We start from the raw sequence: 19666 nt of genomic DNA on the forward strand, positions 1-19666 counted from the left end.
GCTCCGTATCCAGGGGAGCGGGCGGGCGCGGACGGACCGTGGCCGGCCGTCGCCCCAGGTGTCACACGAGCCGCACCGGCTTCTCGGTGCGCACTCCGACCTCGCCCAGCCAGGCCCGTAGGGGCTCTCCGTCGCCGTCCTCGATGAGGCTGAGGACCGAGCGCGACAGATCGGCCCGGCGGGCGCCGCCGATCAGCAGGGCGGGGCCGTCCAGCCAGTCGAGGCCCGGGGTGGCGCCGGCGGTGTCGACGGCGGCACAGCAGACCAGGGCGGTGACGTGGTCGGTGAGCAGCTCGCGACCGCTGCGGGGCGGCTGCAGGGGGAAGAGCGGGGCCAGGCCGTCGACCCAGGGGTCCCCCGCGACCGCCGGCGCGCCGGGGCCCGCCGCGCGCCGCTCCCCCGCCGCGTCACGGGCGGCTTCCCGGGCGGCTTCCCGGGCCACCTCCGCGCTCAGCCGCACCTCCAGTTCCTCGCCGACGCCGCTGCCGGCCGGGCCGGTGAGGCGGTCGAGGATACGGGCGACCGTGGGGGCGTCGGGGGTGGTGTCCTGACCGGGGCCGGGCCGGTCGCCGCCTGCGGCGCCGACCCCGGCGCCGCAGGCGGCTATGTCGTCGAGGACGCGGTGCAGCCGGGCGGCCTCCAGCCGCCATTTGCGGTCCACGACCTCCTCCGGGTACTGGCTCCAGGCGACCGGGGACCAGTCGGGACCGGGCTCGCAGGGGCCGCCGTGGAAGAGCCGGGCGGCCAGCAGGGAGGCGGCCTCGTCGATGAGACCGGGCTCCTCCAGCAGATCGCAGGCGGGCCGCTCGCCGAGCCGGGAGGCGAAGCCCTCCGCCAGCCGGTCGCGGCGGGAGAGCTCGGTGAGCGCGGAGACCACGCCGGCGTCCAGCCGGGAGGGCCAGCGGCCCATCCGCCAGGCGGGCAGCGCCACCCGGTTGAGCAGCCGGTCCCAGCCGGCGTAGGCCAGGCCGACCTGCTCCTGGGCGACGATCCGCAGGCCGTAGTCGACGGCCTGGGCGCGCTCGGAGGCGGCCGCGGCCACACCGCGCTCCATCTCGGCGGCGTGGTCGCGGCAGGCGCGCAGCAGCAGCCGCGCGGTCCAGCCGACGAAGGCGAGGGCGGGCCGCTTGGCGGCGACGGCCACGGCGGCGTCCAGGCCCCGGACGAAGCGGCGGGCGGCCGCTATGTCGGGGTTCGCCGAGGGGCCGGTGCCGGCGACGACCGGGGCGAGCAGGGCGCGCAGCTCGGCGACGCGCATCCACCACAGGAAGGGCGAGCCGATGACCAGCACCGGCGCCGCGACCCGCGGCTCGCCTCCCGGGGGGCGCGCCCGGCCGCGGGACGTGGCCCTCTCGCGCGAAGGGCCGTGCGCGGGATGCGTACGGTCCTCGAGCCAGCTGTCGCAGTCGGGGGTGAGGGCTATGGCGGAGGGCGCCGGGACGTCCAGCCGGTCGGCGAGGTCGCGGACCAGGCGGTAGAGGTCGGGGGCGGTCTCCTCCGGGATGGGGACCGTCGGGCTCAGGGCGGGCCGGGCCCGGGCGACCACGGCGGCCACGGCGGCCGCCAGCACCAGCACGACCACGGCCGCGGCCGTCACCGACAGCCGCAGCGCGCTCCAGCCGGAGCCGTCGGGGATGCGGCCCATGAGGGAGCCGGCCAGCAGCACCACGGCCACGGCCGCGGGCAGCAGCGCCACGGCCAGCGCTGCGCTGCGCACGCGCAGGACGGCGAGGGCCCGTGCGCGCGCGGCGTGCGCGCCTGCTTCGGGAACCGCCACGGGACCGATCACCCCCAGTTGCCTGTAGTGCTCTGCCGGGTGCCTCGGCGGCCGGCCCGCGCGGGCCCGGCGCCGCCGTCGTTGCCTACCTCCCCCACTGTGGCACCGGCCTCTGACATCGCAATGCCGGTGGGCCAGTTGCCGGATGTGCGGCAGCGGGCCTGCGCCGCACCCTAGTTGGGGGTGCGGCCCGCGTCAGCCGGTTGGACGATCGGTCACTCGATGGAATGGCTTTGGGTAAAGCCCGTGCGAGCGCGGCGCCGATCGTCTCACCGCAGCCCCCTACAGGTGGGACTGGTGTTGCGGAATGAGCCCGGCGGGGCGTTACTGGCCCGCCGCCGCCTTCGCCGCGATGTCCGTGCGGTGGTGCGAGCCGTCCAGCCGGATCCGCGACACCGCCTCGTAGGCCCGCGTCCGCGCGGCCTCCAGGCTCTCCCCGGTGGCCGTCACCGACAGCACACGGCCGCCCGCGCTGACCACCTGACCTGCGGCGTCGTGCTTGGTACCGGCGTGCAGCACATAGGTGCCGGGCACCTTCGCGGCCTCGTCCAGGCCCTCGATCACATCGCCGGTGCGCGGGGTACCCGGGTAGTTGTGCGAGGCGACCACCACGGTCACGGCCGCGTCGGAGCGCCAGCGCAGCGGCGGCTCGGCGGCCAGGTTGCCGGTGGCGGCGTTCAGCAGGACGCTCGCCAGCGGCGTCTTCAGCCGGGCGAGGACGACCTGGGTCTCCGGGTCGCCGAAGCGCGCGTTGAACTCGATCACCCGCACCCCGCGCGAGGTGATCGCCAGGCCCGCGAAGAGCAGCCCGGAGAAGGGGGTGCCGCGGCGGCGCAGCTCGTCCACGGTCGGCTGGAGGACGGTCTCCATCAGTTCGTCGACCAGCTTGGGATCGGCCCACGGCAGCGGCGAGTAGGCGCCCATGCCACCGGTGTTGGGGCCCTCGTCCCCGTCGAGCGCGCGCTTGAAGTCCTGGGCGGGCTGCAGCGGCAGCACCGTCTCGCCGTCGGTGATCGCGAAGAGGGAGACCTCGGGGCCGTCCAGGAACTCCTCGATCACCACCTGGCCGCAGGCCAGGGCGTGCTCGCGGGCGGCGGCCAGATCGCCCGTGACGACGACGCCCTTGCCGGCCGCGAGCCCGTCGTCCTTGACGACGTAGGGCGCGCCGAAGGCGTCGAGGGCCTCGTCGATCTCCTCGGGGGTGGTGCACACATAGCTGCGGGCGGTGGGGACGCCGGCGGCCGCCATGACGTCCTTGGCGAACGCCTTGGAGCCCTCCAGGCGGGCCGCCTCCGCGGACGGGCCGAAGACCGGGATGCCGTGCTCGCGCACGACGTCCGCGACGCCCGCGACCAGCGGGGCCTCGGGGCCGACCACCACCAGGTCCGCGCCGAGCGCGCCGGCCAGCTCCGCGACGGCCGCGCCGTCCAGCGCGTCCACCGCGTGGACCTCGGCGACCTCGGCGATCCCGGCGTTGCCGGGGGCGCAGTGCAGGGCGGTGACGTCGGGGTCGAGGGACAGTGAGCGGCACAGGGCGTGTTCGCGGGCGCCGCCGCCGATGACGAGGACCTTCACGGGGCTCACCCTATTGCCTCGCGGAACGATCACTGCCGTGCGGTCCCTTTGGCGTCATTGGCCCGACCGGCGTGCACTCTTTCGGGTGAGGACGTACCGCGCTATATACCCGATTCCCCTGCACTTACGGGCGGAAAAGGCCGGATGTCGCTCCCAACGCCAACCGTTCGGCGGTAGGAAGGAGCCTGCGATCAGCGGCGAGAGGGAGTGCAGGGGTGAGCCAGCCTGAGATGCAGCCCGAGGGGGCCCCGCGGGAGCAGGGAGGCCAAGGATCACCGCACCGGGGCGATCTGCGCGGCCGGACCTTTCCGCAGGGGGACTGGGGCGAACCCGCACAGCGTCTCGACGAGCTGTACCGGTGGGTGGAGACCGGCGCGGTCTACCTCGCCGACTGGTATCTGGCCGACCGCGCCTGGAAACGCCGCTGGGCGCGCGGGCTGCGGGTGGCCGTCGCCGCCTTCGCCGTCGTGGGCGCGGCCCTGCCGCTGCTCCAGCTGACCGGCGTGCTGCGGGCGGGGGCCTCCTGGGCGTTCCTGGCGCTGCTGGGCGCGGTGGCGTGCGTGGCCTGCGACCGCTACTTCGGGCTGACGTCCGGCTGGATGCGGGCCGTCGCCACGGCCCAGGCGGTGCAGCGGCGGCTGGAGGTGCTCCAGTTCGACTGGGCGTCGGAGTGTGTGCGCGAGGTCCTCGGCCCGACGGAGGGCACGGCGAGCGAGGCGGCGGAACGGTGCCTCAATGTCCTGCGGCGCTTCTGTGAGGACGTCTCGGAGCTGGTGCGGGCCGAAACGGCCGACTGGATGGTCGAGTTCCGGGCCGGCCCGGCGCCGCTGCTGACGCAGTCGCTGGTGGCGTGGGGGCCGCGGGGGGAGAACGGGGGGGCGATCGGGCGCTTTCCGTTGCCGCCGGGGACGCGGCCGAACATGCCGAGGCAAAGGCCGCCGGAGTCGCCCCGGTAGGGGGTACGGTCCGGGGGCGCCGCCCCCGGACCCCCAGCGGGTGGTGCAGCCCGGTGGGCCGGTGCGGGCCGGTTGTGCCCGCCCTCCCCCAGTGCCTGCCCCAGCGGCACGACTGCCCACAACCTGTGCGTCACCCAAAGACGATCATGGATCCCTGCCCGAGGCTCCGCGTCGCCGCCGTGTGCAGGCTCAGCCATACGTGTTGTTCCCTCGCGTACGGGCTGTCCGGGTCCGGCGCGACCGGTGGATTCGACGGCGACAGGCCCAACACCGGGGCGACCAGCTCCAGTTCGCGTAACAAGCCCTGCGTGGATCCCAAGGGTCCGCCGCCCTCCAGGAGTTCGTCGTTGGTCAGCGGGTGCGTGAAGTCGAGGGGGACGTACGCCCCCGCGTGGTCGTAGTGCCAGACCAGGTGCGACTCCTGGGCCGTGGATTCGAAGATCTCCAGCAACTGCTCGTAGTCGCCGCCCAGTTCGTCGATGGGCGTGATCTCCAGGCCGCACACGGTCAGCAGGTAGGCGCGGCGCAGGAAGTGCAGTGCGTCGTAGTCGAAGGCGGCGACCGGCGCGACGTCGCCGGACAGGCCCGGCATGTAGCCGAAGACGGGGACGGGCGGGAGCCCGGCTTCGCCGAGGGCCTTGTCGTACGTGGCGAGTTCCTCGGCGAAGGGGTTGTCCGGGCTGTGGCAGAGCACATCGACCAGGGGGACCAGCCAGAGGTCACAGGCCACGTGGACTCACTCTCGTATGCGGTGGTCGGGCCAGCGTAGTGCGGCTCAACCGCTTGTCATACAGGGCGTCAACCGCGGTCCCGTACGTCCCATACCCACGTGTCACCGATGCGGGCCGGTGCGGCGCCCGCGAGCCGCGTGACGGTCTCGCGCAGGGCGGTGCCCTTGTCCTGGCGGGGCAGGACGAGGACGTCGGCGCGCCAGAAGGCCAGGTCGTCGCGGAAGGCGCGGCGCTCGGCGTCGCCGACGGGCGGCGTCTGGCCGCTCTCGCGGACCTTGTTCAGCAGGTCGGAGGTGGCGCGGGGCTCGGGGCCGTAGATGCCGATGCGCTCGGGCCCCCAGGGGCCGTTGAAGTAGCCGCCGGGGAGGGCGAAGCCCATGCCGGCCTCGATCTGCCAGCCCAGGGCGGTGACGTCGGCGGGGCTGGGCACGGGGACGGGCACCAGCGTGTGCCCGGGGCGGACGTACTGGCGCCAGGTGCCGTCGGCGATGAAGGCCGGCGCCGGCGCGCGCTCCACCGTCCGGTACGGGGTGGGCAGCAGCGGGACGAGCGCGACGGCGAGCCCGGCCCAGCCGAGCAGCCGGCGGGAGCTCTCGCGCTCGCTGCGGGCGCGGGCGAGGGCCAGCCGGTCGCAGGCCAGGGCGATCAGGATGCCGAGGGCGGGGACGCACACCATGGCCGTGCGCGATTCGATGACGGACTCGAAGAACGGCAGCCGGGCGACGAGCCGCCACGGGCCGGGGAGGGTGCGGTCCGTGCCGGGCAGGGGGATGTTCTGGCCGAGGGAGAGGACGGCGGCGGCCAGCGCGGTGAAGCCGAGGGCGCGGACGCGCGGCTGGTCGCGGAGCCGGACGACGACGGCCACGGCGAGGACGAGGAGGGGCCAGCCGAAGAAGGCGTTCTCCTCGGTCCGGTTGAGCGACAGCGACGCGGCGATCTTCTCGTCGCCGCCCAGTGAGCGGGTGGCGAACTCCAGCAGGGCCATCGGATGGTTGCCGACCTGGCCGTGCAGCACGCTGTGGTAGCTCTGCGGCCCGTAGAACTGCCAGGCGACCGGGCCGACGACCAGGACGGCGGCGACGAGGCCGGCGACGGCGAGGCCGCGTGCCAGGCGTCCGGCGAGGGCACGGGCCACGTCCGGGGAGGCGAGCGCGTAGCCGAGGGCGAAGAGCGCGAGGCCGGTGACGGCCAGCAGCAGCACCTCCTCGCCCAGGTAGATCTGGTAGGCGAGGAGGAGGCCGAGCACGACGGCGTCCCGCCGGGGGCGGCGGCCCTCGCAGAGCCGCAGCATCCGGTCGATGATCAGCGGCATCACGAAGAGGACGGCGAAGTTGGGGTGCGCGACGCCGTGCGAGACCATCGGCGGCGCGAAGGCGCAGAAGCCGCCGCCGAGCGCGGCGGCCCACCGGGAGCGCACAAAGCGCCTGGCTATCAGCCAGTACCAGGCCAGCGCGGTGACGGCCAGCCCGCCGGTGAGCACGACCGCCCAGGTGACGTGGGGGCCGAAGGCCAGGGTGAGGGGTGTGAGGGGGACGGAGAGGCCCAGCATGACGGTGTTCGCCATGAGGTTCACGCCGAGCGGGGCGTTCTGCAGGCCGGTGAAGAGCGGGTTGTGGAGGTGGGAGACGTTGTCGGCGGTGACGGCGAAGAACCACTCCCACTGCTGCTGGTCCGAGCCGGAATCGGCGAGGTAGCCGCGGCCCAGGTCGCTCCAGAGTCCGCCGTAGAGGAAGAAGGACAGCAGCAGGAAGAGGCCGGCCACGGTCAGGTCCACCGGGCGTACGACGGGCCGGCGCAGGCGTATGAGGTCGGCCAGGACGGTGGCGTAGGCCGTCGGGCGGACCTTGGAGCCGGGCTGGTGCGCCCAGCGGACGGGCACCTCGGCCACCTCCCAGTCCGCCTGGTGGAAGAAGCGCAGGATCTCGACGTCGTAGCTCCAGCCGTCGAGGCGGGAGCCGGCGCAGGCGGTGCGGATCTTCTCGCCGTCGAAGAGCTTGAAACCGCACTGGGTGTCGCGGATGCCGGGCACGGCCGCCGCGCGGATCAGCCGGGCACCGAGCCTGCCGAGGAGCTCGCGCAGCGCGTGCTGGCGGACGGATATGCGGGAGCCGGGCAGGGCGCGGGAGCCCACGGCGGCGGTGGCGCCCTCGTCCAGCCGGCGACGCAGCCGGTCGAGCTCCTCGATGGGGGTGGCCAGGTCGGCGTCCGTGATGAGCACGCGCGTGCCGTGCGAGGCGAGCACGCCGGTGCGGACGGCGTGGCCCTTGCCCCGGTTGGCCGGGGTGCGCAGCAGGCGGATCCGGGGCTCTTCGGCCGCCGCCCGTTCGACGACACCGGCCGTGCCGTCGGTGGAGCCGTCGTCGACGACGACGACCTCCCAGGCCTCGTCCAGCGTGGCGAGATGGGCGCGGATCGCCGTGAGGCTGGGGGCGAGCCGCTCCTCCTCGTTGTAGGCGGGCACGACCACCGTCAGATCGACCGGACCGGTCTGCGGGGGTTCGGCGCGGGGGGCCGGGACGACCGGGCCGGCGGCCGCGTCTGCGGTCGGCTCCGTACGGCCGGACGCGTCGGCCGGCTGGGTCTGTGACATCGCGGGATCCGTGGGTCGACGACGATGGGCGCTCTCGACCCTATGCGGTCGGATGTCAGTTCAGTGCCCGGTCAGTTTGTCTATCAGGGCGAGGGAGTGGTCGTTGTAGGCGGCGATGATGCGCTCCGCGCGGTCGGCGTCCTGGCGGGCGACGGCCTCGACGAGCTCGGTGTGGTCGTGCCAGAGCCGGCCGCGGAGATCGCCCATGCCGCGCAGCAGCGGCACGACGAAGATCCAGCACTGCACCCGCACGGCGTCCAGGAAGCCGGATATGTACGGGTTTCCTATGAGTCCGGTGAGCTCGCGCCAGAAGCGCAGGTCGTAGCCGATCAGGATGTCGAGGTCGCCGGTGCGGGCCGCCCGGGCGGCCTCGTCGGCGCGGCGGCGCACCGAGGCCAGCGCCTCGGGGGTGGCGCCGGCCAGCGCCTCGCGGGCGGAACGGCGGAAGATCCCCTCGATGATCAGCGAGCGGGCCTCGATCATCTCCTGGAAGTCGGCGTACGTGAACTCGCGGACCCTGAAGCCCTTGTGCAGCTCGACGTCGAGGAGGCCCTGCGAGCACAGGTCCAGCAGCGCCTCGCGGACCGGGGTGGCGGACACGCCGTAGCTCTCGGCGATCTCCTTGACGGTGAACTGGCGCCCCGCCGGCAGCCGCCCCGCGACCACCTCGTCCCGCAGTGCGTCGGCGATCTGTGAGCGCAGCGTCGTGCGCTTGACAGCGTCGCTGCCGGGCATCGTGTTCCGTCTCCCCTTCCGATGGCGGCGCGCTGCCGTGCGCATGCGAACGGCCCTCGCAACAAGATAGGCGAGGGCCGTCGCGGAACGTACGGGCGTGGTGCGCGCGAACAGCGGAACGGTACACGCCGGATCGGCGAAAGGCAGGGACGAAGGTCACACAGGACGGGGCAAAGAGGGACGGATCCCGCCCTGCTCCCGCCGGTCCCCGGTGGCGGCGGCCGGGTGTCAGCGCGTGTGCGCGTCGGCGACACAGAGGGCCCGGTCGAGGGCGGCGAGCCCCTCCTTCGCCTCGCTCTCGGTGATCGTGCAGGGCGGCACCACATGGGTGCGGTTCATGTTCACGAACGGCCACAGCCCCGCCTCCCGGCAGGCCGCGGCGAACGCGGCCATGGGCGCGGCCGCCTCCCCGCTCGCGTTGTAGGGCACCAGCGGCTCGCGGGTGGTGGGGTCCCGGACCAGCTCCAGCGCCCAGAAGACACCCAGGCCGCGCACCTCGCCGACCGACGGATGGCGCTCGGCCAGCTCGCGCAGCCCCGGACCGAGGACGCTCTCCCCGATGCGGGCGGCGTTCTCCACGATCCCCTCCTCCTCCATGGCGTTGATCGTCGCCACGGCGGAGGCACAGGCCAGCGGGTGCCCGGAGTAGGTGAGCCCGCCGGGGTAGGGCCGGTGGTCGAAGGTCGCCGCGATCGCGGCGGAGATCGCGACGCCGCCGAGCGGCACGTACCCGGAGTTGACGCCCTTGGCGAAGGTCAGCAGATCGGGCGTGACGCCCCAGTGGTCGGCGGCGAACCACCGGCCGGTCCGGCCGAAGCCGGCCATCACCTCGTCCAGGACGAAGACGATGCCGTACCGGTCGCAGATCTCCCGCACGCCCGCGAGGTAGCCGGCGGGCGGCACCAGGATGCCGGCCGTGCCGACCACCGTCTCCAGCACGATCGCCGCGACCGTGCCCGGGCCTTCGAAGGCGACGACCTCCTCCAGGTGCGCCAGCGCCCGCTCGCACTCCTGCGCCTCGCTCGTGGCGTGGAAGTGGGACCGGTAGAGGTACGGGCCCCAGAAGTGCACGACGCCCGCCGCCCCCTGGTCCGAGGGCCAGCGGCGCGGGTCCCCGGTGAGGTTGATCGCGGCGGCGGTCGCGCCGTGGTACGAGCGGTAGGCGCTGAGCACCTTGGGCCGGCCGGTGTGCAGCCGGGCCATGCGGACCGCGTTCTCCACGGCCTCGGCGCCGCCGTTGGTGAAAAAGATCTTGTCGAGGTCGCCGGGGGTCCGCTCGGCGATCAGCCGCGCCGCCTCCGCCCGCACGTCGACGGCGAATCCCGGGGCGATCGTGCACAGCCGGCCGGCCTGCTCCCGGATCGCGGCGACGACCTTGGGGTGCTGGTGGCCGATGTTGGTGTTGACCAGCTGGGAGGAGAAGTCGAGATAGCGGTTGCCGTCGTGGTCCCAGAAGTACGAGCCCTCGGCGCCGGCGACCGCGAGCGGGTCGATCAGGGCCTGGGCGGACCAGGAGTGGAAGACGTGCGCGCGGTCGGCTGCCTTGACGGCGGCGCCCGCCTCGGGACGGTGCTGCTTGCTCACGGTCGGTACCTCTGCTCGCGGGGCCTCGGACGCCGCCAGCGTAGGAACGACCGCCCGCGACTTCCTACCGGCACTGTGTCGCCCCCTCGCCGCACCCGCGGACACAGTGCCGGGTGCGGCGGACCGTCCTCAATCCGGGGAAACGCGCCGCGAATCGCCGCGCGGGAAATACCGGTTCACCACCACGCCCGGTGCTACGGTCGTCCGCAGTTGCAGTTTTCGTACCCATATGACGTGGCGCCTGATGGTCTGTGACCTTCGGGCGCCATTTGTTTGGGGCGACAACCCGGCACTCGGGAGACGGAAATGACCGGGTCCCCCGGGGGACCCGGAATTCCGTCGCAGTCTTTCGCAAGGAGAAACACCATGGCCACCGGCACTGTGAAGTGGTTCAACTCGGAAAAGGGCTTCGGCTTCATTCAGCAGGACGGCGGGGGGCCCGACGTCTTCGCGCACTATTCGAGCATCTCCGCCAGCGGTTACCGCGAGCTGTTGGAGGGTCAGAAGGTCACCTTCGACATCACCCAGAGCCCGAAGGGGCCGCAGGCGGAGAACATCCTTCCGGCCTGACCCGCCCCGCCGGTCAGGGGCCGGGCCCCGCACTTTCTCCCGTGCGGGGTCCCGGCCCTTTGCCGTGCCGCTATCCTCCGGCGAGGAACCACGGGGGAATCACGGGGAGAGGAAGTGCCCGGCATGGAAGGTCTGTCGCCGGAGGACCCACGCACACTCGGCGCCTACCGGCTGCTCGGCCGGCTCGGGGCCGGCGGCATGGGCCGGGTCTATCTCGCCCGCTCCGACCGGGGCCGCACGGTCGCGGTCAAGCTCGTGCAGCCGGAGCTGGCGGGCCAGGAGGAGTTCCGCCGTCGCTTCCGCCAGGAGGTGCGCGCCGCGAGCCGCGTCGGCGGCCAGTGGACCGCGCCCGTCCTCGACGCGGACACCGAGGCCGCCGTCCCCTGGGTGGCCACCGGCTACATCGCCGGACCGTCCCTGCGCCAGGTCGTCGACCAGGACTTCGGCCCGCTGCCCGAGCGGTCCGTACGCATCCTCGGCGCCGGGCTCGCCCGCGCCCTGCAGGCCGTCCACGCCGCCGGCATCGTCCACCGCGACCTCAAGCCGTCGAACGTCCTCATCACCCTCGACGGGCCGCGCGTCATCGACTTCGGCATCGCCCGCGCCCTGGAGACCGTCACCGACGGGGGCCTGACCCGCACCGGCGCGGCCGTCGGCTCGCCCGGCTTCATGTCGCCCGAGCAGGTGCGCGGCGCCCAGGTCACGCCCGCCAGCGACGTCTTCTGCCTGGGCTCCGTGCTGGCCTACGCGGCCACCGGCCGGATGCCGTTCGGCACGGCCGACAGCGGGGTGCACGCCCTGATGTACCGCATCGCCGAGGAGGAACCGGACCTCACCGAGGTCCCGGAGACGCTGCGCCCGCTGATCGCCGCGTTCCTCGCCAAGGACCCCGCCCGGCGGCCCACGCCGGAGCAGGTGCTGGAGCGCACCGGCGTCCAGGACGTGATCGCCGACCTGCGGTCCGCGGAGCCCTGGCTGCCCGGCGGCCTCGTCGCCCAGCTGGGCCGGCACGCGGTCGAACTGCTCGACGTCGAGGAGCCGGCCGGCCACTCCATATCCACGCCCCCGCACCCCACCCCGCCGGCCGCACCGGCCCCCTCCGAGGCTCCCACCAGCGTCGTCCCGCCGCAGGGCCCGGCGGACCCGCCGACCCTCGCCGCCCCGGCGGCCCCGCTCCCGCCGCACACGCCCGCCCACGGCTACCCCCCGTACACCCAGCAGGGCCCGTACGGGCCGGCCGCCTACGGGCCCTACGCCCCCGCGCCCGCGCCGCAGCGGTCGCGCACGCCCTACGTCCTGGCCGCGATCGTCATCGCCGGACTCCTCACGGGCGGCGGCACGGTGATCCTTCTCGACCGGAAGACGAAGGACGACGCCCGGCACCCCGGACCGGGGTCCTCCGCCTCGCCCGTCTCCGGCCCCTCCCCCGGCACGACGCCGCCCCGGCCCGGACCGGACCCGTCCCCGCCCACCGCCGCCCCGAGCACCGGCACCCCCGGCTCCGGGCCGGCGGCCTTCGTGGGCACGTGGCAGTCCAGCTTCAGCACCGGCTCGGGCACCAGCAACCGGACGATCACCATCTCGCGGAGCGCGGGCGTCGAGGTGACCATCCAGGGCGGCGGCGTCCTCGACGACGGCACCTCCTACACCTGCCAGTGGCACACGACCGGGCTCGGCGGCGGCAGTGGCGACACCACGCTGCACCTCGGCCCGTCCACCGTCACCCAGGCCAACCCGACGACGGCCTGCCAGCCCGGTTCCGCCTCCGACCTGGTCCTGCTGCCGGATGGCCGGATGCGGCGCGACTTCGTCGACTCGGGCACGAAGGACGCCTCGCTGGTCTACCGCAGGACCTCCTGAGCACGCGCGAACGACGGCGCCCCGGTGGTCACCGACCACCGGGGCGCCGTCGTTCGTACGCGCGGGTACGGCAGGGCTTACGACAGGAAGGAGTTGATCTCGATCGTCTCGTCGCGGCCCGGGCCGACGCCGATCGCGGAGATCGGCGCGCCCGACATCTCCTCCAGTGCCTTGACGTACGCCTGGGCGTTCTTCGGCAGGTCGGAGAACGACTTGGCCTTGGAGATGTCCTCGTTCCAGCCCGGCAGCATCTCGTAGACCGGCTTCGCGTGGTGGAAGTCCGTCTGGCTGTAGGGCAGCTCGTCGACGCGCTTGCCGTCGATCTCGTACGCCACGCAGACCGGGATCTGCTCCCAGCCGGTGAGCACGTCGAGCTTGGTGAGGAAGAAGTCGGTCAGGCCGTTGACGCGGGTGGCGTAGCGGGCGATGACCGCGTCGAACCAGCCGCAGCGACGGTCACGGCCGGTGGTGACACCGCGCTCGTGGCCGATGGTGCGCAGCTTCTCGCCGTCCTCGTCGAAGAGCTCCGTCGGGAACGGACCGGCGCCCACGCGGGTGGTGTACGCCTTCAGGATGCCGATCACCCGGTTGATCTTCGTGGGGCCGACGCCCGCACCCGTGCAGGCACCGCCCGCGGTCGGGTTCGAGGAGGTCACGAAGGGGTACGTGCCGTGGTCGACGTCCAGCAGCGTGCCCTGACCGCCCTCGAAGAGGACGACCTTGCCTTCATCGATGGCGTTGTTGAGGATCAGCGTGGTGTCGGCGACGAACGGCTTGATCTGGTCCGCGTAGCCCAGCATCTCCTCGACGATGCGGGCCGGGTCGATCGCGCGGCGGTTGTAGAGCTTCGCCAGGATCTGGTTCTTGAAGTCGAGGGCCGCCTCGACCTTCTGGGTCAGGATCGACTCGTCGTAGAGGTCCTGAACCCGGATGCCCACGCGGTTGATCTTGTCGGCGTAGGTCGGGCCGATGCCACGACCGGTGGTGCCGATCTTCCGCTTGCCGAGGAAGCGTTCCGTCACCTTGTCGACGGTCGTGTGGTACGGCGTGATCAGGTGAGCGTTACCGCTGATGAGCAGCTTGGACGTGTCGACGCCGCGCTCGTTCAGCCCGCTCAGCTCGGAGAGCAGGACCGCCGGGTCGACGACGACGCCGTTGCCGATGACCGGGGTGCACCCCGGCGAGAGGATGCCGGAAGGGAGGAGGTGCAGCGCGTATTTCTGGTCGCCGACGACGACCGTGTGGCCGGCGTTGTTGCCGCCCTGGTAACGCACCACGTAGTCCACGGATCCACCGAGCAGGTCGGTGGCCTTTCCCTTGCCCTCGTCACCCCACTGAGCACCGAGCAGCACAAGTGCGGGCACAGGCGTACACCCCTTCCGGGCGGGGCATGTCCAACGTGCGCAGGCGGTGTGACCCGGTGTTCTCCGGGTGTGCGTCACCGCGTGAGCCGTCGAACCGGTGCCCCGGATAGACGAAGCCCCTGGCGCAACAGCGACAGGGGCTCTTGCACCGAGAGATTACCGAATATTTCTCTCGAACGACGAACAGCGATACCGACGATCAGCTCCACGGGAAGGAACGACGTGCCGGCTGCAGACCCGACAGGACAGCGGCTGCTCGTCGTCGTCGACCCCGTGGCCAGGCGTGTGGACGGCGAATCCGTGCGGATCGCGCGGGACGTGCTGTGCGCCGGGGCGGTGGTGAAGATCTGTCTTCCGGACGGCCCGGAGGAGACGGCGCGGGCGGTGTGCCGGCGGGGCCGCCGGCGGGTCGTCGTGGTCGGTGACGACCGGGCGCTGCTGCGGGTCGTGCGGCTGCTGCACCGGCAGGGGGAGCTGGCCGACGCGCCCCTCGCATGGGTCCCCGTGGGGCCCCTGCCGGCCGTCTCCGTGGCCCGCGTCCTCGGTGTGCCACTCGGGTCCGTGGCGGCCGCGCGGGCCGTCCTGGACGGCGTGGAGCGGCCCCTGGGCCTGCTCACGGACGACGGCGGCGGACTCGTGCTCGGCGGACTGTGGGTGCCCGCGGAGGGCCGCCGGCCCGTCGGCGCGGAGGAGCCCGCGGCGACCGTGCCGGCGCCGTCCGGCTGCCGGCCGTGGTGGGTGCCGGCCGCGCGTACGGCCCGCACGGCCCTGGCCCTGCTCTCCCGGCCCGCCGCCCGGCAGCCGCTGCCGGGCTGCACGCGGCTGCGCGTCGAGGCGGACGGGGTGCTGCTCGCCGACCTCGACCGGCCGGTCGCGCGTGTCGCGGTCTCGGCGGTGGAGGGGGCGGCGGACGTGGCGATCCACCCGGGCACGGTCGGACGTCCCGTCCGGACCCGGGCCCGGACCGTCACCGTCTCGGGGCCGGACTTCCGCTACCGGGCGGACAACCGGGTGACGGGACCGGTGCGCACCCGGACGTGGACGGCGAGCCCGGACAGCTGGCGGCTGGTTCTTCCCCCGCCCCGCCCCTTCCCGTGACCGGCGGCCCGGGGGCTTGCGGGAGGAATCAACCCGCCGGGGTCACCAGCCCCACCTCGTACGCGAACACCGCCGCCTGCGTCCGGTCGCGCAGCCCCAGCTTCACCAGGATGCGGCTCACGTGCGTCTTCACCGTCGACTCCGCCACCACCAGCCCTGCCGCGATCTCCGCGTTCGAGCGGCCCTGGGCCACCAGGACCAGGACCTCCGTCTCGCGGTCGGTGAGGTCGCCGATGCGCTCGCGGGCCGGCGGCCGGGCAGCGGCGGCGCCCAGCCGGGAGAACTCCTGGATCAGCCGCTTCGTGACGGCGGGCGCCAGCAGCGCCTCGCCGGCGGCGACGACGCGGACGCCCTCGGCGAGCTGGTGCGCGGAGGCGTCCTTGAGGAGGAAGCCGCTCGCCCCCGCGCGGAGCGCCTGGTAGACGTACTCGTCGAGGTCGAAGGTGGTCAGGACCAGGACCTTCGCGTCCGCGTCCGCCGCGACGATCTCGCGGGTGGCGTCCAGGCCGTTGAGCTCGGGCATGCGGATGTCCATCAGGACGACGTCCGGGCGCAGGGCCGCCACCTTGCGGACCGCGTCCCGGCCGTCCACGGCCTCGCCGATCACCTCGATGTCCGGCTGGGCGTTCAGCAGCACGGAGAAGCCCTCACGGACCATCATCTGGTCGTCGACGATCAGTACCCGGATGGTCATGCGGCGGCCTCGCCCGCTGCGACCGGGAGGAAGGCGGCGACCTCGTAGCCGCCGTCCGCCGTGGCCCCCGCCGTCATCTCGCCGCCCAGCATCGCCACGCGCTCGCGCATGCCGAGCACGCCGTGCCCGGCCCCGGGGGACGGCTTGGCCAGCCGGTTCGCCGGGCCGTTGACGACGCGCAGGCCGAGCCCGCCGAGGACGTACGACAGCTCGACGCGCGCCTGCGCGCCCGGCGCGTGGCGCAGGACGTTGCTGAGCGCCTCCTGGACGATCCTGTACGCCGACAGCTCCACGCCCTGCGGCAGCGGGCGTATCGCACCCGTGGTGACGCGCTCGACGTCCAGCCCGGCCGAGCGGACGTTGTCGAGCAGGGGGCCGAGGTCGTCGAGGGTGGGCTGCGGGGCCTCGGGGGCGTCGAAGGCGCCGGGGTCCTCCGACCGGACGACGCCGAGCACGCGGCGCAGCTCGGTGAGCGCGGCGACCGCGTTCTCGCGGATCGTCCGGAACGCGGCGGCCAGCTCCGGCGGGGTGTCCTGGACCCGGTAGGGCGCGGCCTCGGCCTGGATGGCGACGACGGACATGTGGTGCGCGACCACGTCGTGCAGCTCGCGGGCGATGGTGGTGCGCTCCTCCAGCACGGTCCGCCGCGAGCGCTCCACCTCGGTGACCGCGACCTGCGCGGCGACCTGCTGTTTCGACTCGCGCAGGCCCTGCACGGCGGCGGCGACGAAGAGCACGACGCCGGCCAGGACCATGACCTGGAAGAAGCCGTCGGTGTAGCCGCCGGGGTCGACCGCCCGCGACAACACGTCGAGGAAGGCCCCCAGCAGGCCGGTGATCACCCACATCTCGGCCGCGACGCGCGGCCGGCTGCGCAGGGCGACGAGTGTCATCACCACGATGTGCGGCAGGAAGCCGCCGGTGGGCCACGGCCAGGGGAACAGCCCGTCGAAGCCGGTCAGGGCCACCGACAGCCACCACGCGCCGACCGGCCGGAAGAGCGTGAGCAGCATCGGCGCGCCGACGACGAGCGCCGCGACCGGCGCCGGCCGGCCCGGTCCCTCGTGGGTGAGCACGACGAACATGACCAGGCCGGTGAAGGCCGCCAGCGCGGCGTGTGGCAGCCACCGGGTGTAGCGGCCGGCCCGGCGCGGAAGCGCCCGGACCAGCGCGTGGTCGGGGGCCAGGGGCGGCAGCGGGCGGAAGGCGAAGGGGTCGGTGAAGAGGTCCTCGCGGAAGCCCCGCAGGACGCCCTTCGCCAGACGCGCCTCACTGCGCAGGCCGGTCTCATACGTGTCGGTCACGGCATCAACCGTAGGCAGGCGCGGCGGCCGCGTCGTCCGCACCGAAGACGATCCGCGGGGGTCCGTCTCAAGTAGGACACGCATGCCGGACGGACCGCAGCACCTCCCCGAGCACGCGCGCCGCGCGCTCCGCGTCGGCGAAGCCGTTGTAGAGCGGCGCGAACCCGAAGCGCAGCACGTCCGGGCGGCGGAAGTCGCCCACCACCCCGCGCGCGATCAGCCCGTCCATGGTCCTGCCGGCCGTTCCGCCGCCGCAGCGCAGCGACACCTGGCTGCCGCGCTCGGCGTGCGCGGCGGGCGTGACGCAGGTGACCCGCCCGGGCGGTGCGTACGCCTCGACGCACCGCAGGAAGAAGTCCGTCAGCGCCAGGCTCTTCGCCCGTACGGCGGCCGGGTCCACGCCTTCCCAGACGTCCAGGGCGGCGTCCAGCGCCAGCAGGGAGAGGATCTCCGGCGTGCCGACCCGGCCGCGGACGGCCCCGTCCGCCGGGGCGTAGTCCGGTGCCATGCCGAACGGGTCGGCGTGGGAGTTCCACCCGGGCAGCGGCGAGTCGAAGCGGGGTTGCAGCTCCCGCCGCACGTAGAGGAAGGCGGGCGCCCCCGGGCCGCCGTTGAGGTACTTGTACGTGCACCCCACGGCGAGGTCCACGCCGTCGGCGTCGAGGTCCACCGGCAGCGCGCCGGCGCTGTGGCACAGGTCCCAGACGACGAGCCCGCCGGCGGCGTGCACGGCGGCGGTGATGCCCGGCAGGTCGTGCAGCCGGCCGGTGCGGTAGTCGACGTGGTTGAGGAGCGCGACGGCCGTGCGGGGCCCGGCGGCGCCGGGGACGTCCCCGGCGGCGACGGTGCGGATCCGGCAGCCGGTCAGCCGGGCGGCCGACTCGGCGAGGTAGCCGTCGGTGGGGAAGGTCGCCGCGTCGACGAGGATCTCGTCCCGCGCCCCGTCCGACTCGCGGGCCATGCGCACGCCGCCCACGACGGCCTTGAAGACGTTCACGCTGGTCGAGTCCGCTGCCACGAGCTGCCCGGGCGCGGCGCCCACGAGCCGCCCGACCCGGTCGCCGACCCGCTCGGGCGCCTCCCACCAGCCGGACTCCGTCCAGGACCGGATGCGCAGCCGCCCCCACTCGTGCCCGACGACCTCGGCCAGCCGCCCGGCGACGGTGCCGGGCAGCGCGCCGAGGGAGTTCCCGTCGAGGTAGACGGTGTCCTCGTCCAGGACGAACAGCTCCCGCCGGGACCGCAGGGGGTCGGCGGCGTCGAGCGCGGCGGCCTCGGCGGCGAGGCCGGGATCCGCCGGGGCCACCTGCTCAGACGCCACTGCGGGCCGTCCACAGCTCGGGGAAGACGTTCTTGGCGGCGCGCTTCTCCAGCCAGCTCACGCCCGGCGAGCCGCCGGTGCCGACCTTGGCGCCCATGGCTCTGCGGGTGGCGACGAGGTGGTCGTTGCGCCAGCGCCAGATCTGCTCGGCGACCTCGGTCAGGGCCTCGCCCAGCCGGCACTCGGGGCTGTTCTGGTCGCCGGCGTAGACGCGCTGCCAGACCTCCTCGACGGCCGGGTCGGCCGTGTAGCGCTCGGAGACGTCCCGGTCGCGCACCGCGTCGGGTATCGCGTGGCCCCGCCGGGCCAGCCAGCGCAGCACCTCGTCGTACAGGCTCGGCTCGTGCAGCGCCTTCTCCAGCTCCGCGTACACGTCCGGCACGCCGCGGTACGGCACGAGCATGGAGGCGGTCTTCTCGCCGAGCAGGAACTCCAGCCGCCGGTACGTCGCCGACTGGAAGCCGGACGCGTCGCCGAGCGCCGAGCGGAACGCGTTGAACTGGGCGGGGGTCAGATGCGCGATCGGCTTCCAGGACGCGTTGAGCGACTCCAGCTCGTACGTGGAGCGCTTGAGCGCCGCCATCGCGACCGGCAGGTCGTCCTCGCGCAGGGCGCGCGCCGCCGTCTCCCACTCGTGCACCAGGAGGGTGAACCACAGCTCCATGACCTGCGTGGTCACCAGGAACGCCATCTCACCGGGATCGTCGGAGAGCGGCTGCTGGAGCCGGGAGAGGACGGAGGCCCGTACGTAGTCCTCGTACGGGGTCGTCCCCCGGAACTCGAGGTTGGGGCTGTCGGGCTGAGCGGGATCGGGCTGAGCGGGCTGTGCGGGCTGTGCTGCGGACGTCACTGTCGTCGCCTCCCTGCGCTGACTCCCGGGTCACTCACCGGGCTACGCGGCGATGATCCGTGCCCCGGCCCGCCCACGGCAAGGCCCGGGCCGCCCCGCATGGGACCGACCCGGGCCTTGCCGTGACATCAGCCGAGGGTGCTGGCAGCCGTCGGCGAGCTCTCGCGCAGGAACGTCGAGCAGCGCTCGTACTCCTCCTGCTCACCGATCGCCTGCGCGGCGCGGGCGAGCGCGTGCAGGGCGCGCAGGAAGCCGCGGTTGGGCTCGTGCTCGAACGGCACGGGGCCGTGGCCCTTCCAGCCATTGCGGCGCAGCGCGTCGAGGCCGCGGTGGTAGCCGGTGCGGGCGTAGGCGTACGACTCGACGACCCGGCCGGCCTCGAACGCCTCGTCGGCGAGCTGCGCCCACGCCAGCGAGGACGCCGGGTACTTCGCGGCGACCTCGGAGGGCGCCGCACCCGACGCGAGCAGCTCACGCGGCTCGGGGTCGTCGGGCAGATGGGTCGGGGGCGGTCCCCCGAGGAGGTTCTCGTGAATCGACATGAGCCCCAGTCTGCCCCAGCGCCTGCGGCGAGCTGTCCCGACGGCCTGCCCGCGCGCCCCGCAAGGGGCGCGGGACTGTGCCGACCTGCGGCTCCGCCGCGCGGGCGCGACCAGC

16 protein-coding genes are annotated in these 19666 nt (G+C 73.9%); 4 read left to right on the forward strand and 12 right to left on the reverse strand.

Going from position 1 to position 19666, the window contains the following annotated elements; genetic code table 11:
- Positions 1 to 61: 61 nt before the first annotated feature.
- Together AB0K09_RS12735 and purD are read right to left on the reverse strand one after the other, a co-directional pair.
- On the reverse strand, positions 62 to 1786 hold the full coding sequence (locus AB0K09_RS12735; protein WP_366065364.1) for a hypothetical protein: 1725 nt from the start codon (positions 1784 to 1786) through the stop codon (positions 62 to 64).
- A gap of 315 nt (positions 1787 to 2101) precedes the next feature.
- Positions 2102 to 3352 carry a phosphoribosylamine--glycine ligase gene (gene purD, locus AB0K09_RS12740; RefSeq protein ID WP_366065349.1) on the reverse strand — a complete coding sequence of 417 codons (1251 nt, stop codon included), beginning with the start codon at positions 3350 to 3352 and terminating at the stop codon, positions 2102 to 2104.
- Between the two features lie 215 nt (positions 3353 to 3567).
- On the opposite strand from purD, the gene AB0K09_RS12745 reads away from it, so the two are divergent.
- Entirely contained in the window at positions 3568 to 4308 is a 741-nt protein-coding gene (locus AB0K09_RS12745; protein WP_366065350.1) for an SLATT domain-containing protein, read from the forward strand.
- A 130-nt stretch (positions 4309 to 4438) separates the two neighbouring features.
- On the opposite strand, the gene AB0K09_RS12750 is transcribed toward AB0K09_RS12745, so the two are convergent.
- From AB0K09_RS12750 to AB0K09_RS12765, 4 genes are all read right to left on the reverse strand, one after another.
- The gene (locus AB0K09_RS12750) at positions 4439 to 5038 is read right to left on the reverse strand and encodes a hypothetical protein (RefSeq protein WP_366065351.1); all 600 of its coding nucleotides are present in this window, start codon (positions 5036 to 5038) and stop codon (positions 4439 to 4441) included.
- 68 nt (positions 5039 to 5106) lie between these two features.
- Positions 5107 to 7629: a glycosyltransferase gene (locus AB0K09_RS12755; protein WP_366065352.1), complete on the reverse strand. Its 2523-nt coding sequence runs from the start codon at positions 7627 to 7629 to the stop codon at positions 5107 to 5109.
- A 60-nt stretch (positions 7630 to 7689) separates the two neighbouring features.
- The gene (locus AB0K09_RS12760; protein ID WP_366065353.1) at positions 7690 to 8364 is read right to left on the reverse strand and encodes a GntR family transcriptional regulator; all 675 of its coding nucleotides are present in this window, start codon (positions 8362 to 8364) and stop codon (positions 7690 to 7692) included.
- A 228-nt stretch (positions 8365 to 8592) separates the two neighbouring features.
- Positions 8593 to 9948, reverse strand: a complete 1356-nt coding sequence (locus AB0K09_RS12765; RefSeq protein WP_366065354.1) for an aspartate aminotransferase family protein — start codon at positions 9946 to 9948, stop codon at positions 8593 to 8595.
- Positions 9949 to 10314: 366 nt separating this feature from the next.
- Here AB0K09_RS12765 and AB0K09_RS12770 point away from each other — a divergent pair, with 366 nt between their 5' ends.
- Together AB0K09_RS12770 and AB0K09_RS12775 are read left to right on the forward strand one after the other, a co-directional pair.
- Entirely contained in the window at positions 10315 to 10518 is a 204-nt protein-coding gene (locus tag AB0K09_RS12770) for a cold-shock protein (protein WP_366065355.1), read from the forward strand.
- Positions 10519 to 10641: 123 nt separating this feature from the next.
- Positions 10642 to 12378, forward strand: a complete 1737-nt coding sequence (locus AB0K09_RS12775; protein WP_366065356.1) for a serine/threonine-protein kinase — start codon at positions 10642 to 10644, stop codon at positions 12376 to 12378.
- A gap of 77 nt (positions 12379 to 12455) precedes the next feature.
- On the opposite strand, the gene AB0K09_RS12780 is transcribed toward AB0K09_RS12775, so the two are convergent.
- A complete protein-coding gene (locus AB0K09_RS12780) occupies positions 12456 to 13742 on the reverse strand; it encodes an adenylosuccinate synthase (protein ID WP_366065357.1) in 1287 nt (428 codons plus the stop codon).
- Positions 13743 to 13964: 222 nt separating this feature from the next.
- Here AB0K09_RS12780 and AB0K09_RS12785 point away from each other — a divergent pair, with 222 nt between their 5' ends.
- A complete protein-coding gene (locus AB0K09_RS12785) occupies positions 13965 to 14840 on the forward strand; it encodes a diacylglycerol kinase (RefSeq protein WP_366065358.1) in 876 nt (291 codons plus the stop codon).
- Positions 14841 to 14868: 28 nt separating this feature from the next.
- On the opposite strand, the gene AB0K09_RS12790 is transcribed toward AB0K09_RS12785, so the two are convergent.
- From AB0K09_RS12790 to AB0K09_RS12810, 5 genes are all read right to left on the reverse strand, one after another.
- Positions 14869 to 15534: a response regulator transcription factor gene (locus tag AB0K09_RS12790; RefSeq protein WP_366065359.1), complete on the reverse strand. Its 666-nt coding sequence runs from the start codon at positions 15532 to 15534 to the stop codon at positions 14869 to 14871.
- Entirely contained in the window at positions 15531 to 16838 is a 1308-nt protein-coding gene (locus AB0K09_RS12795) for a histidine kinase (RefSeq protein WP_366065360.1), read from the reverse strand. The genes AB0K09_RS12790 and AB0K09_RS12795 overlap by 4 nt, the downstream gene beginning before the upstream one ends.
- 67 nt (positions 16839 to 16905) lie before the next feature.
- Positions 16906 to 18159 carry a kynureninase gene (gene kynU / locus AB0K09_RS12800; RefSeq protein WP_366065361.1) on the reverse strand — a complete coding sequence of 418 codons (1254 nt, stop codon included), beginning with the start codon at positions 18157 to 18159 and terminating at the stop codon, positions 16906 to 16908.
- Positions 18149 to 19009 carry a tryptophan 2,3-dioxygenase family protein gene (locus tag AB0K09_RS12805; RefSeq protein ID WP_366065362.1) on the reverse strand — a complete coding sequence of 287 codons (861 nt, stop codon included), beginning with the start codon at positions 19007 to 19009 and terminating at the stop codon, positions 18149 to 18151. Before AB0K09_RS12805 ends, kynU begins: the two co-directional genes overlap by 11 nt.
- A 128-nt stretch (positions 19010 to 19137) precedes the next feature.
- Positions 19138 to 19551, reverse strand: a complete 414-nt coding sequence (locus AB0K09_RS12810) for a DUF3151 domain-containing protein (RefSeq protein ID WP_366065363.1) — start codon at positions 19549 to 19551, stop codon at positions 19138 to 19140.
- Between the last annotated feature and the right edge of the window lie 115 nt (positions 19552 to 19666).

The sequence above is a fragment of the Streptomyces sp. NPDC049577 genome (genome assembly GCF_040675635.1).
Lineage (GTDB): Bacteria > Actinomycetota > Actinomycetes > Streptomycetales > Streptomycetaceae > Streptomyces.

Bases quoted from the DNA above. Each gene is read 5' to 3' on its own strand.
- AB0K09_RS12755 (WP_366065352.1), bottom strand. From the start codon at position 7,629: ATGTCACAGACCCAGCCGGCCGACGCGTCCGGCCGTACGGAGCCGACC.
- AB0K09_RS12760 (WP_366065353.1), bottom strand. From the start codon at position 8,364: ATGCCCGGCAGCGACGCTGTCAAGCGCACGACGCTGCGCTCACAGATC.
- AB0K09_RS12770 (WP_366065355.1), top strand. From the start codon at position 10,315: ATGGCCACCGGCACTGTGAAGTGGTTCAACTCGGAAAAGGGCTTCGGC.
- AB0K09_RS12775 (WP_366065356.1), top strand. From the start codon at position 10,642: ATGGAAGGTCTGTCGCCGGAGGACCCACGCACACTCGGCGCCTACCGG.
- AB0K09_RS12790 (WP_366065359.1), bottom strand. From the start codon at position 15,534: ATGACCATCCGGGTACTGATCGTCGACGACCAGATGATGGTCCGTGAG.
- AB0K09_RS12810 (WP_366065363.1), bottom strand. From the start codon at position 19,551: ATGTCGATTCACGAGAACCTCCTCGGGGGACCGCCCCCGACCCATCTG.